The organism is uncultured Thalassospira sp., assembly GCF_963976115.1.
Taxonomy (GTDB): Bacteria; Pseudomonadota; Alphaproteobacteria; order Rhodospirillales; family Thalassospiraceae; genus Thalassospira.
In genome coordinates, this window is the sequence record NZ_CAXBJJ010000010.1 from 117,538 (window position 1) to 132,622 (window position 15,085).

At 53.3% G+C, this 15,085-nt stretch carries 12 protein-coding genes; 7 read left to right on the forward strand and 5 right to left on the reverse strand.

Annotated elements, in window-relative coordinates; translation table 11 throughout:
• Nucleotides 1–21 precede the first annotated feature (21 nt).
• From AAC086_RS14665 to AAC086_RS14675, 3 genes are read left to right on the forward strand one after another with little or no spacing between them, the layout of a single operon-like run.
• Complete coding sequence (locus tag AAC086_RS14665) at nt 22–486, forward strand: hotdog family protein (protein ID WP_339779676.1); 465 nt, start codon at nt 22–24, stop codon at nt 484–486.
• 41 nt (nt 487–527) lie between these two features.
• Nucleotides 528–1,253: a 3-oxoacyl-ACP reductase FabG gene (gene fabG, locus AAC086_RS14670; RefSeq protein WP_339779677.1), complete on the forward strand. Its 726-nt coding sequence runs from the start codon at nt 528–530 to the stop codon at nt 1,251–1,253.
• On the forward strand, nt 1,250–2,515 hold the full coding sequence (locus tag AAC086_RS14675; protein WP_339779679.1) for a beta-ketoacyl-ACP synthase: 1,266 nt from the start codon (nt 1,250–1,252) through the stop codon (nt 2,513–2,515). Before fabG ends, AAC086_RS14675 begins: the two co-directional genes overlap by 4 nt.
• 57 nt (nt 2,516–2,572) lie before the next feature.
• Here the strand turns inward: AAC086_RS14675 and AAC086_RS14680 are convergent, their stop codons facing one another.
• Together AAC086_RS14680 and AAC086_RS14685 are read right to left on the reverse strand one after the other, a co-directional pair.
• A complete protein-coding gene (locus AAC086_RS14680) occupies nt 2,573–3,475 on the reverse strand; it encodes a MipA/OmpV family protein (RefSeq protein ID WP_339779681.1) in 903 nt (300 codons plus the stop codon).
• Between the two features lie 156 nt (nt 3,476–3,631).
• Complete coding sequence (locus AAC086_RS14685) at nt 3,632–5,008, reverse strand: helix-turn-helix domain-containing protein (RefSeq protein ID WP_339779683.1); 1,377 nt, start codon at nt 5,006–5,008, stop codon at nt 3,632–3,634.
• A 449-nt stretch (nt 5,009–5,457) separates the two neighbouring features.
• Here AAC086_RS14685 and AAC086_RS14690 point away from each other — a divergent pair, with 449 nt between their 5' ends.
• From AAC086_RS14690 to AAC086_RS14705, 4 genes are all read left to right on the forward strand, one after another.
• The gene (locus tag AAC086_RS14690; RefSeq protein ID WP_339779684.1) at nt 5,458–6,003 is read left to right on the forward strand and encodes a PadR family transcriptional regulator; all 546 of its coding nucleotides are present in this window, start codon (nt 5,458–5,460) and stop codon (nt 6,001–6,003) included.
• Between the two features lie 74 nt (nt 6,004–6,077).
• Nucleotides 6,078–7,289 carry an efflux RND transporter periplasmic adaptor subunit gene (locus AAC086_RS14695; protein ID WP_339779685.1) on the forward strand — a complete coding sequence of 404 codons (1,212 nt, stop codon included), beginning with the start codon at nt 6,078–6,080 and terminating at the stop codon, nt 7,287–7,289.
• Nucleotides 7,290–7,315: 26 nt separating this feature from the next.
• Nucleotides 7,316–10,504 carry an efflux RND transporter permease subunit gene (locus tag AAC086_RS14700; RefSeq protein ID WP_339779686.1) on the forward strand — a complete coding sequence of 1,063 codons (3,189 nt, stop codon included), beginning with the start codon at nt 7,316–7,318 and terminating at the stop codon, nt 10,502–10,504.
• 152 nt (nt 10,505–10,656) lie between these two features.
• Entirely contained in the window at nt 10,657–11,556 is a 900-nt protein-coding gene (locus AAC086_RS14705; protein WP_339779687.1) for a TIGR02285 family protein, read from the forward strand.
• A gap of 156 nt (nt 11,557–11,712) precedes the next feature.
• Here the strand turns inward: AAC086_RS14705 and pssA are convergent, their stop codons facing one another.
• From pssA to AAC086_RS14720, 3 genes are all read right to left on the reverse strand, one after another.
• Nucleotides 11,713–12,570 (reverse strand): CDP-diacylglycerol--serine O-phosphatidyltransferase, encoded by an 858-nt coding sequence (gene pssA / locus AAC086_RS14710; RefSeq protein WP_339779688.1) that lies wholly within the window; start codon nt 12,568–12,570, stop codon nt 11,713–11,715.
• Entirely contained in the window at nt 12,570–13,259 is a 690-nt protein-coding gene (locus AAC086_RS14715; protein WP_339779689.1) for a phosphatidylserine decarboxylase, read from the reverse strand. The genes pssA and AAC086_RS14715 overlap by 1 nt, the downstream gene beginning before the upstream one ends.
• A gap of 501 nt (nt 13,260–13,760) precedes the next feature.
• Nucleotides 13,761–14,921, reverse strand: coding sequence for an Ig-like domain-containing protein (locus AAC086_RS14720; protein ID WP_339779691.1), 1,161 nt, complete (start codon nt 14,919–14,921; stop codon nt 13,761–13,763).
• Between the last annotated feature and the right edge of the window lie 164 nt (nt 14,922–15,085).

Below are 15,085 nucleotides of genomic sequence, written 5' to 3' on the forward strand. Positions count from 1 at the left end.
CTTGCACAAGGCCGAAAAACCATGTCCAAACCGCCCGTGGCATCTTCGAACCCGGTATTTCCACCGGTGGCAACACTGGTCCCCCATGCCGCCCCGATGCTGCTGATTGACCGCATCCTCAGCGCCAACGACGATGGCATGACAGCCGAGGTGACCATCGGCCCCGACAGCCTGTTTTATCATCACGAAACGGGTGTGCCGGGCTATGTTGGTATTGAATATATTGCGCAAACTGTTTCCGCCTATAGCGGCTGGCGCGCACGCAAAACCAGCCCCGAAAATGGCGAAAAACCCAAAATCGGCTATCTTTTGGGAACGCGAAAAATGACCATAACATCAGATGGTTTTCAGTTGGGCGACCGGCTGGAAATTGCAATTTTAAACATATTCGAAGACGGGGAAATGGCGGTGTTCGATGGCACGGTTTACTGTAACCAACAGGTGATTGTCAGCGCCCGTGTAAACGTGTATCAGCCAAACACGTAAAATTAATCAACCGTCCTTCCCAAAACAAACCGTAAGAACCCATGACAGAAACCATTCTGGTAACAGGTGCCAGCAAGGGCATCGGGGCCGCAACGGCCCGCCGTCTTGCCCGTGATGGCTTTGACATTATTGTGCATTATCATTCCGACCAGGCAGGCGCACAGGCCGTATGCGACGATATTGCCGCCTGTGGCCAGCAGGCACGGTTAATACAATTTGATATCGCCAATCGTGACCAAACCCGCACTGCCCTCGAACGCGATATTGCCCGACATGGCGCGCCTTATGGTGTGGTCCTTAATGCCGACCTGACCCGCGATGGGGCGTTTCCCGCATTGGAAGACACTGACTGGGACATCGTGATCAACACCAATCTGGGTGGTTTTTACAATGTAGTCAAACCTCTGGTCATGCCAATGGTGCAACGGCGCAAACCGGGGCGGATTGTGGCACTCACATCCATTGCCGGGCTGGCGGGCAATCGCGGCCAGGTGAATTATGCTGCGTCCAAGGCCGGTATTATCGGGGCCGTTAAATCGCTGGCGCTGGAACTGGCGAAACGCAACATTACGGTCAATGCCGTGGCACCGGGCATTATCGAAACCCAAATGACCGCCGACCTGCCCGAGGCCGAATTGCGCGCCATGATCCCGCTGCGCCGGTTTGGCAAAACCGATGAAATCGCCGGGGCCATTTCATTTTTATGCGGTCCCGATGCTGCCTATATCACCCGCCAAGTGATCAATGTGAATGGTGGCATGTTATGAGCCGCAGGTCATCGGGGTTTCCAAGGCGCGTTGTTGTGACCGGCATGTCGGGCGTCACGGCCCTTGGCAATGACTGGCCAACCATCCGTGCCCGCATAAACGCTGGCGAAACCGGCATTTGCCGGATGGACGCATGGGACGGCAAATATGATTTGCATACAAAACTGGCAGGACCTGTCCCTGATTTCAGCCTGAAGGGGCAATTTAACCGCAAACAGTTGCGCAGCATGGGCCGGGTGGCGCAAATGGCGCTGGCCGCCACCGATAGCGCCCTGACAGATGCCGGTTTGCGCGATGAAACCGCCATCTTGCGCGGCGGGCGGCTGGGCATTGCCTATGGGTCATCTTTTGGCAGTACGCCGCCGGTACTGGGGTTTACAAGGTTATTTGAAACCGGGTCGTCAAGCGGTATTACCGCAACCAGCTATATCCAGATGATGAGCCACACGGCCGCGGTCAATATTGGCGTTCTGTATGGTATTTGTGGCCGCATCATTCCCACATCCACCGCCTGTACATCGGGCAGCATGGGCATTGGTTGTGCCTATGAAGCCATCAAATATGGCATGCAAGATGTGATGATTGCCGGGGGTGCCGAAGAACTTTGCCCGACCATGGTCGCGGTGTTTGACACATTGTTTGCCACCAGCACCGCCAATGACGACGCCCGCCACAGCCCGCGCCCCTATGACGCGCGACGCGACGGACTGGTGATTGGCGAAGGAGCCGGAACCCTGATTTTGGAAGAATACAACCACGCCAAGGCACGCGGGGCAAAAATTCATGCCGAAATTGTTGGTTTTGCCACCAATTCCGACGGGGCGCATATTACCCAGCCCGCCGCCGACAAAATGCAGATTGCCCTGCAAAATGCCCTGAAAGATGCCGCTTTAAGCGCAAATGACATTGGCCTTGTTAACGGCCATGGCACCGCCACCGACCATGGCGACCTTGCCGAAAGCATTGCCACGCGGGCCGTTTTTGACCGCGCGGTGCCTATTCACACCCTGAAAGGTCATTTTGGCCATTCATTGGGCGCATGTGGCGCCATCGAGGCCTGGCTGGGCATTGAAATGATGCGCGAAGGCCGGTTTGTGGCGACCGCCAACCTTGAACAGATTGATCCGCGCTGTGCCGATCTGGACTATATAATGGAAACGCCAAGGTTTCTTGAAACCGACCATATCATGTCCAACAATTTTGCCTTTGGCGGCATTAACACATCGCTTGTGCTGCGCGCTGCCGATGCAATGGTCACATAAATTTGGGCAGCGCATTTTCGCACGCTGCCCAAAGACCGTCCATAACCTGACGCTGGCTTAAAACTGGTAAACCAGCCCCAAACCAACACCATAAATTACGTCATCCTCTATAATCGAACTGTCCTTGTATTCATCGGGCAAAAAGGTTGCACTGGCGTTGGCGCGCACGATCATTTGTTGGGTCAACTGATAGCCAACCGATGCATCAAGATGCGGCAAAAAGGCGCTGTCAGCGGAATATGCCGCGCGATCGGCACGGGCTTCGCCCGGTTCAACCCCGACATAATAATTGTTCAAATCCGAATCACGCCACATAACACCGCCGCCCACTTCATAGTGAAAACGCCCGGTCTGAAACGGCACGGTATAGGTGGCATCAGCCTGCTGGCCTTCATGTTCACCACTTACATCGTGCAGATATTCGATATGTGCGCTGCCCGGGCCAATGTCACGATCATAGGCAACACCGGTTTCAAACGCCCAGTCCCGATCATGCAACCCCCTTAGATACGAGCTGTCATCATCATCGAACGGCTTTTGGCGCAAGTTACCCAGAATCGAAACACTGCCCCAGTTACCCTGAACAATCTTCGCCTTGATCCCGTCAATCCCGACATGCAGACGTTCGCTATCAAAGCTGATCCAGGGAAGGCCAGCCAGATCGTAATCATCGGCACCGCGATAGGGCGATGTCTCGACATTGCCAACCGCGCCCAACTGCCAGCGACCTTTCAGCCACTGATCACGATAGGACGCGTTGCCAGCAGATATGCCGTCATTCTTCGGCATGGTGTTTTCAGTATTATTTCCTGCCGACCCGTTTTCATGCAGCATGTCATCTGCCGGGTTTGCCCCCGGCTGGGACATGGGCGGCTTGTCATCGGCCCGTGCCGCAACAGGCAAGGCAACCATTGCCATGCACGCGGGCACCAGGCAATAACGTATATGATGCAGTCTCATGTCCAAACGAGTTCTCCATTATTGGTCATTGTGATCGGATACTGAACGATTTTGTTGTTTGCTCATTACCGTGTCGATCAGAACAGTTTGCCTGTTTTATGGCCACATGGCGTCCTTGCGGGTAATCTCGGTCGCCAAATGACGTCCTATTGCGCATTAGGACGTTACGTTTTCCTTACGGCGCAGGCTGCTTGGGGTCTCGCCAGTGATTTTTTTGAATGCCAGGTTGAATGTCGACTTCGAATTAAAACCAACCTCCAGCGCAACATCAAGAATGGGCCGATCAGGTTGATCAAGCAAAATACGGCGGGCTTCGGCAATACGGGCGCTGTTTACATAGTCAAAAAAGTTTTGCCCGACATGGTGGTTCAAAACATAGGATAGCTGGTTGGGGGAAATACCAACGGCACGCGCCAGTTTTGGCAACGATATCATCGGGTCATGCAGCAGGTCGCCCTGATTATGAATAACCTGTAACCGCCGAAGGGCACGCTGGGCATCGTCTTCGTCAAGAAGGGGCCGTGGCAGCGTGTCCGTCCCCCCGCGGGCAGGTTCTGCCGTGTCAGTTTGGGTATCATCGGCGCGATCCGCCACCTGCTGCGATGCACCCAATACAGTTTCATCCGGACGCGAAACAGCCTCTGGTTCAACCGTGGTCAGGCGCATTGGATTCGATTCGCCGTGTCGGTTTAACCCCGATTCGTTTTTGTCCAGAAAGTGACGAATCGGTAACTCTGGAGTCCCTGAATTTCCGCCATTTATTTTTTCGCCATCACCTTTATCATATAAACTACCCAACCCCGAATTTACCCCATGTGATGATGTTGCCCCGGTAACCGCCGCCTTAACATCACCGTCCCCCTCAAGATCATCTGCAAGGTTATGCCCGTCGGCATCATCCCAATCGGGTAAAACAAAAACAACCTGCTGGGTTGCGAGGGTGTAGCTAAGCCAGAAAAACACCAGCAGAAATGCCACATTTAAAAACTGGAACGACCAAACTTCATTTTGATGGTGAAAATCACCCGCAAATTTCAGAACGAAGAAGACCAAAAAGATAAACAATACACTGCCAAGCACATTACGCAGCCATCGCGCTGTCTCATCGCGCCTGGCACCCAGTTGTTTTTGCACCTGCCGGAAATAACGGGCGGCGACATGCCATAACAACACGACATAAATCACAGCTTGCAGGTTGATCCCGAAATATATGGTGTTAAAAATCCCGGACATTAATGGGCTGCCGGTCGCCGCAAGTTCAGAGGTCAATTGACCATTGGCAGGCGGCGCGGGAATACCGATTAAAAGCCAAAACGTCAAATTTGCTACGACCGGCACAATTGCCAAATGTAATCCGTAACGAATTTTAACCACACCGGCTGCTTCGCAAAAATACAGATAGATTGCCGGGGCGATAACGAAATTGAACGGTTGAAAAATCAGTTCGCTATAATAATTGACAGAAGACGAGCCAAATACGTCAATAATATCCTCAATCAGATTGGCGCAAACCGCCGCGATAAAAAGAATCATCCAGCGATTGGCCCGATAGGCCCTGCGCCCTTCAGATAACAGCAAAACGCAAAAAAAAGCCGCCTGTAGAAGTCCCAGGACCGAGACGAACATCTCAACCCCCTGATAGAAACTGACTGTATTCAAAACATTTCCATCCTGCACACCCGGTATTTCCCCTTTCGCCTGCAACTATAGATTACAGGCATCAATCATGCCGGCTAAATTGTATCTAATCTATATGTCCGAATGCGTTTTTGCGCGTCCGATCCTGCATAAACGGACGCAGTTTTCCTATTTTTCAGCCAGTTTCCACTCTGTCAGCCCGCAATAGCAAATCCGCCACAAGTGACGCGAAAAAGATACATCCGAATAAACCTTGACGTTGATTATATCGAACCGTCATACTGCAAACCAATATATATCGAATTGATATATTAAACGCACGACAGAAAGCAGCAGATACAACGATGGATATGCGTTCGCTATGTCTTGGCGCCCTGATGGCGGGTGATGCCAGCGGCTATGAAATCCGCAAAATGTTTGAAGAGGGCGAGTTCAGCTTTTTTCAAATGGCATCGCTGGGCTCGATCTACCCTGCCCTGACCAAGCTCAGCCAGGACGGCCTGGTAACCTTCACCGAACAGGAGCAGGAAAACCGGCCCGACAAAAAAGTTTACCACCTGACCCCGGAAGGGCGACGCCGCTTTTTGCGCACCCTGTTCCAAACACAGCCCGGCGAGGATCGTTACCGGTCTGACATTTTATTCATGCTGTCTTTTGCCGACGAGCTTCCGGTGGAACTTTGCGAAGCCCTGATCGACGAATATGCCACCCGGCAGGAAGTAATGCTGGAACGTATTTTATCGTCGCAAAAAGACGCTGACAACACCGCAGGCTGCGTGTTCCTCAACGGCTTGGGCGATGCAATTTGTCGGGCAACCCTGGACTTCATTGTAAAAAACAAACAGCCGTTTTTGGCTGACATCCGTAAACGCCGTTCGCGCGCATCCTGACCAGATAAAACTGCGCAACATAAAAATGGCAACCGATAGAACTTAGGCACAGATCTTTTAGGAACGCGAAACCAATGAATGCTTCACGTTTGATCGCGATTGCGCTGATTGTTGGCGCTGTTTTGTGGATTGGCTCAAGCATGCTGCCCGGCGAGGCCCCCGACCCCGAAGCAGGGAACAAGGGTGCCGCCACCACAGATGGCCCCAAGGCCGGTAATGATACCGCCCCGAACGAACCAGCCCCCTCTGTCAGGGTTATGGCATCGCACGCGCAGAACCATGTTGATGAAATGATCCTGACCGGCAGCACCGAAGCCGCCGTTAAATCCGACATTCGCGCCCAAACATCATCGCGCGTCGTGGAAATTGGCGTAGAAAAAGGCGTGCGGGTTAAAAAAGGCGATGTTCTGGTGCGCCTTGCCGCCGATGACCGCCCCGCCCGCCTCGAAAAGGCGCGTGCCCTGGTCGATCAGCGCGCCCTGCAATATGACGGCGCAATAAGTTTGGCAAAAAAAGATTACCGGTCCAAAACCGGGCTGGCACAATCGAAGGCAGAGCTGGAAGAAGCCCGCGCCGATTTAAAAGCCATCGAAGTTGAATTGTCACAAACCACCATTCGCGCCCCGTTTGATGGCGTCATCGAAACCCGCGCGGCCGAAATGGGCAACCTGGTTTCAATTGGCGATACCATCGCCACCGTGATCCAGCCCGACCCGATGCTGGTGGTTGCCTATGTACCCGAACATTCCATTAGCCAGCTTGATGTCGGCCAAATGGCCCATGTCCGCCTGTTTGATGGCAGTATCCGGCAAGGGGTTGTGCGCTATACCGCCATTGCCAGCGACAGCCAAACCCGCACCTACCGGATCGAGGTAGAACTGGAAAACGCCAATTTGGCCATTGTCGACGGCATGACAGCAGAGCTGGTTATTCCGGTTGGCACGAAAAAGGCACATCAGATTTCATCATCCTCACTGACGTTAAATGATAACGGCGAACTGGGGGTGCGCGGTGTGGAAAACGGCCAGGTGGTATTTTACCCCGTGGCCCTGCGCGGCGGTGACCGCGACCATGTGTGGATTACCGGTCTTCCCGACCAGATCGATCTGATCGTTGTGGGGCAAGACTGGGTGAAGGAAGGCACAAAGGTAACGATAGACCGCATCGACCATGTCCCGACCAGTGCCCGTCAACCCGGTGAAACAGCAACGGCGCCAAATACACCAGATGCACCGGCCCAAACGCCCGCCAGTTCCGCGCAACAGCCGCAAAATGCTGGCAACTAGTTTGCAAGCGCAGAGGAAACAACACCATGTCTCTTATTGATCTTGCGCTGGACCGGTCCCGCACCGTCATAATGACACTGATCCTGTTGCTGGTCGCGGGCTGGGTTGGCTATAACGCAATTCCCAAGGAAGCCGACCCGGATATTCAAATTCCGATCCTGTATGTTTTAATGAACCATGACGGTATTTCCCCCGAGGATGCCGAACGCCTGTTGCTGCGCCCGATGGAACAGGAACTGCGCACCATTGAAGGTGTGAAGGAAATGCGATCGCAGGCCTATCAGGGCGGTGCGTCGGTAACACTGGAATTTTACAGCGACATCAATATCGACGATGCCCTGGCCGATGTCCGCGAACGGGTTGATATTGCCAAATCCGACCTGCCCGACGATACCGACGACCCCGAAGTTCACGAAGTAAACCTGTCGCTGTTTCCTGTACTGGTCGTCACCCTGTCTGGCGAGGTGCCTGAACGCACCTTGTTGCGCCTGGCGCGGAACCTGAAAGACGATATCGAAGGGGTGCCTGCGGTGCTAGAGGCCAATCTGGCCGGGAACCGTGAAGAACTGGTGGAATTTGTCATCGACCCGATGAAAATCCAGAGCTATCGCCTCAGAGGGATCGACATTGTGTCACTTGTGCGCAATTCCAACTCGCTGGTTGCGGCGGGCGCGCTTGATACCGGTGCCGGGCGGTTTAACATCAAGGTGCCAGGCCTGTTTGAAAGTGTCGACGACATTTTAAACATGCCGCTGCTGGTCGACGGGGATTCGGTGATCCGCTTTCGCGATATTGGCGACGTCCATCGCACCTTCAAAGATGCCACCAGTTTTGCCCGCCTTAACGGGCGCACTGCCATTGCCATCGAGGTTTCCAAGCGGGTTGGCGAAAACATCATTGCTGTCATCGACAACGTTAAGGCGGTGACCGCCGAAGCCGCCCAAACATACCCGGAAACCGTAAAAGTTACCTATTCACAGGACAAATCATCCGATATCCGCACCATGCTGACCGATCTTCAAAACAGTGTCATTCTGGCGATTTTGCTGGTGATGGTGGTGGTGATCTGGTCGCTGGGATGGCGCTCGGGTCTGTTGGTGGGGCTGGCCATTCCCGGATCATTCCTGACCGCGATCCTGATTTTGTGGGGATTGGGCATGACGGTAAATATCGTTGTGTTGTTCTCGCTGATCCTTTCTGTGGGCATGCTGGTGGATGGGGCGATTGTGGTCACCGAATATGCCGATCGCAAAATGCTGGACGGTTTACACCGCAAGCAGGCCTATCCTTTGGCGGCCAAACGCATGGCCATGCCCATCATTGCCTCGACCGCAACCACATTGGCGGCCTTTTTGCCCCTTGCCTTCTGGCCCGATGTGGTCGGCGATTTTATGAAATTTCTGCCCATCACGGTGCTGTTTACGTTAACCGCGTCGCTGGCCATGGCCCTTATTTTTGTACCAACCGTCGGCGCGCGGTTTGGCAAACCGGGCATGGCCGCCAATGATGCCCTCGACGCCGTCGCCGCTGGTGAAACCGACAAGCTGGAAAAACTGACCGGCGGCACCGGTTTTTACATTCGCATTCTGCAGGCGTCCCTGCGGGTTTACTGGCTGATCATTCCACTGGCCTTTGTCATCCTGATTGCGGTTTGGGCGGCATTTGGACAATACGGCAAGGGGTTTGAATTTTTCCCATCGGTCGAACCTGAACAGGCCGCAGTGCAAATTCGCGCTCGGGGAAATTTGTCCTATTACGAACAGGATGCGCTGGTGCATCAGGTTGAAAACCGCATTCTGGCACTTGATGACCAATCTGAAAGCGGCCATCACTGGTTTGATACAGTCTATAGCCGCGCGGGCACCTCTGCCCAAAGCGGCGATGATGCCCCTGAAGACGTGATTGGTGTGATCCAGCTGGAATATGCCGATTGGAAAGTACGGCCCAGGGCCAAGGAAATTGAACATAAAATTCTCGAGGCCACGCGTGACCTTGCCGGGATTCAGGTCGAAATCCGTGCCGCCGAAGCAGGCCCGCCGCAAGGCAAGGATGTTCAAATTCAGTTGCGATCACACTACCCGGATATTCTGGATGTCACATCGGCCAAAATCATTGCCGGTTTACACAAGCTGGGCGGCCTTTACAATTTTGAAGATGGCAAATCCCCCCCTGGCATTGACTGGGAATACAAGGTGGACCGTGCACAGGCCTTGAAATTTGGTGCCGACATTACCTCGATTGGCAATGCCGTAAAACTGGTAACCAACGGCATCAAGTTTTCCACCTATCGCCCCGATGATTCGACCGAGGAAATCGACATTGTCGGCCGGTTCCCGCAAAACCGCCGCACCCTGGAAGAATTGCAACGATTGCAGATTGTGACCGACAAGGGACTGGTGCCGTTGTCAAACTTTATTACCCGCACCGCCGAGCCCAAAACCGGCACCCTGCACCGGGTCGACAGTCGCCGTGCACTTACCGTCAAGGCCGATGTGACCGAAGGTGTTCTGGTCGACACCAAGGTCCAGGAGGTCAAACAGTGGTTAAAAACCCTCGATATTGACCCGCGGGTGAGTGTTGAATTCAAAGGCCAGGACGAAGAACAACAAAAATCGGCAGACTTTTTGAAAAACGCCTTCTCGGTGGCGCTGTTCATCATGTTTATCATTCTGGTCACACAGTTTAACTCGATCACCAGTTCCCTTTTGATCATGGTGGCGATCATTATGTCGACCGCCGGGGTTTTGGGCGGGTTGCTGTTAACCGGGCAGGCCTTTTCCATTGTTATGAACGGCATTGGTATTGTTGCGCTGGCCGGAATTGTGGTGAACAACAACATTGTTCTGATCGATACCTATGACCGCTTGAAACTAACGGCGGACAGTATCGAGGACGCCATTTTACAAACCTGTGCACAACGTTTGCGCCCGGTCATGCTGACCACGGTCACAACCATTCTTGGACTGGTGCCGATGGTCTTACAAATCAATATCGACTTTATGACCCGCGAGTTTTCCATAGGTGCCCCCTCCACCCAGTGGTGGGTCCAATTGGCAACCTCTATCGCCTTTGGCCTGACCTTTGCAACCGCGCTGACCCTGGTGTTTACGCCATGTTCCTTGCTCATGATTGCAAAATCCGGCCAGGTGTGGCGGCGCTGGCGCGCAAAGAAAAGCCTGCCACCCTCTGATGGTCCGACCTATCTGAAACGCTGATCTGATTAACGTTCCCAAAAGAAAAAGCTGCCCCTGCAAAAAGGGCAGCTTTTTTATCACCAAGGTCGAATTAATCTATACCAAGGAATAGAAATTCGTCAGGATCAAAATGCAAAACACGGGTTGATCGATCAACAGGGGACCTGATCGTCATGGCAATAGAAACTGGGATGCGTGGCCGCGCCATAACAGCCTGTTTTATGACCGTTCTGTTCTGGATGGCCGGAACGCAAGGCACCGCCGCTGCCCCGGACATCACATGGACGTATTCGTCTTTTCCACCGGCTTATATCGAACAGAACAACACCCTTCAGGGATATGCAACCCAAACGCAAAACTGGCTGATTGACCGCCTGCCGCAATATCATCACATCGTCAAAACAGTGCCTCTTGCCCGCCTTCTGGCTGAAATGCGCAGCCCGGAATTGCACTGTTCACTTACGTTGATCCCAACCGAAAGGCGCAAAGAATATATCTATTTTGCCAAGCCGATTTTGATCAGCCTGCCGCCATCGGTGGTTATCCTGGCGCAGAAAATGCCCGTTTTCAGACCTTATCTGAATGACAAAAACGAAATCGATATCAACCGCCTGCTGGCCAATAATGGTATCATCACAGCCATTCGTCAGGGACGATCCTATGGGCAATATATTGATGATATCGTTAGCCAGTATCTGAGCCGACCCAATATCATCACCGTCGGCAGTGATGACAAATTCATTCAGTTGCTGGAAATCGACCGGTTGGACTGGGTGATGTACCTGCCCGACGAGGCCGAATATCACCTTCGCCAAAGCAATTACAACAGCGAGATTATATCGCTGCCGATTGCCAATATGCCCCCCTTTGTCAGCGCTACAATGGGGTGCCCCAAAAACAGGCAAGGCAAACAGGTAATTGATGCGGTGAATAACATTCTGGATGCATATCCCGACATGCCCTGGACACAATATTATAAGGCATGGATCCCCCCAAAAGACCGCCCGCGATATAACGACATTCTAAAGGGTATTTTAGCAGCCCGACTGTCGCAGCCCAATTCGCCGTTCTAAACGGTAAATGTGCTGATTCCCAGCCCGGCAGACAGCACATAACCCTCTTGCATTGCCAAAGCAAAAAGACCAACCGTTTCAAGCGGCTGGCCTTTTCGTCAGAATAACGTCAATTTCTACAACAGGGCCTGATAATACAGGCTGTTGCCAATGTTATCAGTTCTGGTGAACGCGGTTCAATCCGTCTTCGGGGTCATCATCGGGCTGACCCAGATCTTCTTCTTCCTCGGGTTCATCCTGGCGTTGTTGCTGTTCAACGCCCATCCGGCGATAGGACCGGAAGCTGAAGAAAAACGTGGCAAAATAAACCCCGGCAATGACCGACAAAGTCAACCATGGCGATGATACCAGAAAGGCCACCGATGCGCCGAATGCCAACATCAACGGTAACACCCAGGCACGCGGGACCTTGACCTTTTTAAAGCTGAATGTCGGCATTCTTGACACCATCAGCACAGCTATCAGCACGATATAGGGTGCGGTAATAAACGGGCTGTTAAAAACATAGGCACCGAACTGAAAGCTTAACACCATCGGCCACATCGACAGGGCCGCCGCGGCCGGGGCCGGAACCCCGGTGAAAAACCGGTAGGCCCAGGTGGGCATTTCCGGTTCGCCCAGCATCTGGGTGTTAAACCGTGCCAGCCGCAACGACATGCAAACAGCAAATAACAGGCACAAGGCCCAGCCAATCGGCCCTAACTGATGAAGCGACCAGAAATACATCAGAAGAGCCGGTGCCACACCAAAGCAGACAAAGTCCGACAGGGAGTCAAGTTCCGCACCAAAACGGCTGGATGCGTTTAACATGCGGGCCAAACGCCCATCCAACCCGTCAATGATGCCCGCAATCAGAATGGCGGTTACGGCGGCTTCCCAATGGTCCTGCATGGCAAACCGGATAGATGTCAACCCGGCGCACATCCCCATAAGGGTTGCGACATTGGGGATCAGACGTGACAGGGACAATGCCTTGAAACGCCGGGGCCGTTTGCGATCAGGACCATAGGCCATTAACGGATCTCCCCGGTTGCCGGAACCGCTGTTGTTTCGGAAACATCTGCCAGCACGGTTTCACCTGCCACCGTCAATTGTCCCACACAGACCTTGGGCTCGACGCCAGCCGGAAGATAAACATCAACGCGCGAGCCAAACCGGATCAGACCAAAACGTTCCCCGGCCTTAAGGATGGAGCCACGGCCAACATCACACAAAATACGCCGTGCCACCAGACCGGCAATCTGAACCACGCCAAATTCGCGGCCATCCTTGTCGCGCACAAGCAAAATCTGACGTTCGTTATGTTCGGACGCCTTATCAAGCTCTGCATTGACAAACTTGCCCGGCACATAGGCTTCGCCAACAATTTCACCATTGATCGGCGAACGGTTGACGTGAACGTTAAACACATTCATGAAAATCGAAACACGGGTGCGCGGCGACTGGTCCTGAAGTTCCAGTTCTTTGGGCAACGGAGCCTGCGAAATCATGCAAATGCGGCCATCGGCCGGTGCAATCACCAGATCATCGCCAATCGGCGTCACCCGGTCAGGATCGCGGAAGAAATAGGCGCACCACAAGGTCAGGATCACGCCAATCCACCCCAATGGCTGGGCGATCAGAAACAGGATCACGGTCACAGCGGCGAAAATCGCAATAAATTTCCAGCCTTCGGAATTGATCGGCACAAGAACGGATTTCAAAGTTATCTTCCCTGGTTGCAATGCGACGCCCCAATCAGTGGTACGTCTGGCATGTTCTTATCATTGGCGATCCTTTCCCTTCAACAAGGGGGATCATCCAATGGTGCTTTTTTCACCATAAATCGGATCATTGACCCTATTGTTGATCAGATCACCCGGTTTTGGCGGTCCAGCGGCGGCAAATATACCCCGCGACGGGACCCGTTAACAATCAGGCGGCGTTTCCAGCCGGGCCAGTTTAACAAACTGTCATCGCACTGTGGCACGTCACCAGGGCAACAGCAATTCACCATCCAATCTGCACCAAACCGGCAGGCATTTATCCGTCACGATCCCGGTAACAAAGCCTGGGCCGGCACAATCGATGCCCAAAAGTCAGCAACATCGAACAAGGGCCGCCACCCCCTTCTCCCGCTGCATATAGGAGCCAATTTGCTAAAATCGATGGCACGGCAAGGCCGCAATACGGAAAATCGCTGTATTGCGGCCTAAATCAATTGATCAGTTGGATGTTTTTTCTTCCGGCAGGGCAAAAATCTGGCCTGGATAGATCAGGTCCGGGTCGCGGATCTGATCTTCGTTGCGATGATAAATCACCCAGTATTGAATACCATTACCATAGGTACGCCGCGCGATCCGCCACAGGCTGTTGCCCGGCTGCACCACATATCGTTTGCCCGGTTCCATGGCCTTTTTGACATCGGCACGTTCAAACGGCAGCTCGACACGGGCAACAACCTTGCCTTTTTTGTCAACTTCGTCCGCACGTAATTTATACTGCCCGGGGTCAATATCAGCACCCAGCGTCATCGACCAGTCGCCTTTGGGATCGGTCGGGGCCGTGCCGACAAATTTATTGTCCAGATAAACGCGAATATCATGATCAGGATCAGCATCGCCCGACATCGCAACCTGACCTTTGTCATCATAATCAACCACACCCACACTCAGACGCGGCATTGACGATGCAATTTCAGGCTGGCCGGCATCCTTTGCGGCCTGATTGGCGGCCTTCGCGATTTCCTTGTTTTCCGCAACGGCCCCAGGTCCCTGCAACACGGTTGTCGGTCCTTCACCTTGTGACGGAACACGAAGGGCGATAATCGGCTGCTTGTCAGATTTTGCTTCCGGTTCGGCAGTCTCGCTTTTTTGTGCAACCATCGGTGCCGTGGTTTCAGTTGCCGGATTTTCCGGGATCAGCACAACCACATCTTCATTGCCCGACTGAACCTTGCCGTCCTTGTCTTCGCTTTCAACCGATAATTCACGATCCCCCGGTTCCAGCGGTTTTTCCGGCAAAATCACCCATTCACCGCGGTTATCGGCCGTGGCTTCCCCGATCACGTCCTTGCCTTCACGTACCCGAACCCTGGTGTTGGGTTCGGCACGCCCGGCAATAACCGAATTACCATCCGGGCTGACACGCACAACATCAAAGCTGGGATCGATGACATCAGGGGCATTGCTGTCTGTGGTGTCTTTGGCTTTTTCGCCGGTTTGCGGCGCGGGATCAGCCGCAGGTGTCGTGCCGGTATCAGCAGGTGCCGAAGATGACGATACAACGTCGGCGTCATCGTCTGACCCGGTCAGCGTATAATTTAGCACAATGGCAGCAATGATCAGCAAAACGCCGATAATGACGAGGATATAAGGTCGTTTCACCGGAAAATATCCTTGAACGATGGTTGTCTTTTATTCGCCGAAGGTCAGAATTGCATCAATATGCGGCTTTGCATCATGAAAAATCCAATCCGGTCCCCACCCCCGACACGCTTATTGGAAACTTGTACTACTTTCATCGCACAGTTTCCATACCGTAACAAAGC

Coding starts and splice junctions, on each gene's coding strand:
- AAC086_RS14700 (WP_339779686.1), top strand. CDS start 7,316: ATGTCTCTTATTGATCTTGCGCTGGACCGGTCCCGCACCGTCATAATG.
- fabG (WP_339779677.1), top strand. CDS start 528: ATGACAGAAACCATTCTGGTAACAGGTGCCAGCAAGGGCATCGGGGCC.
- AAC086_RS14665 (WP_339779676.1), top strand. CDS start 22: ATGTCCAAACCGCCCGTGGCATCTTCGAACCCGGTATTTCCACCGGTG.
- AAC086_RS14675 (WP_339779679.1), top strand. CDS start 1,250: ATGAGCCGCAGGTCATCGGGGTTTCCAAGGCGCGTTGTTGTGACCGGC.
- AAC086_RS14685 (WP_339779683.1), bottom strand. CDS start 5,008: ATGATTCTTTTTATCGCGGCGGTTTGCGCCAATCTGATTGAGGATATT.
- AAC086_RS14690 (WP_339779684.1), top strand. CDS start 5,458: ATGGATATGCGTTCGCTATGTCTTGGCGCCCTGATGGCGGGTGATGCC.
- AAC086_RS14695 (WP_339779685.1), top strand. CDS start 6,078: ATGAATGCTTCACGTTTGATCGCGATTGCGCTGATTGTTGGCGCTGTT.
- AAC086_RS14680 (WP_339779681.1), bottom strand. CDS start 3,475: ATGAGACTGCATCATATACGTTATTGCCTGGTGCCCGCGTGCATGGCA.
- AAC086_RS14705 (WP_339779687.1), top strand. CDS start 10,657: ATGGCAATAGAAACTGGGATGCGTGGCCGCGCCATAACAGCCTGTTTT.
- pssA (WP_339779688.1), bottom strand. CDS start 12,570: ATGGCCTATGGTCCTGATCGCAAACGGCCCCGGCGTTTCAAGGCATTG.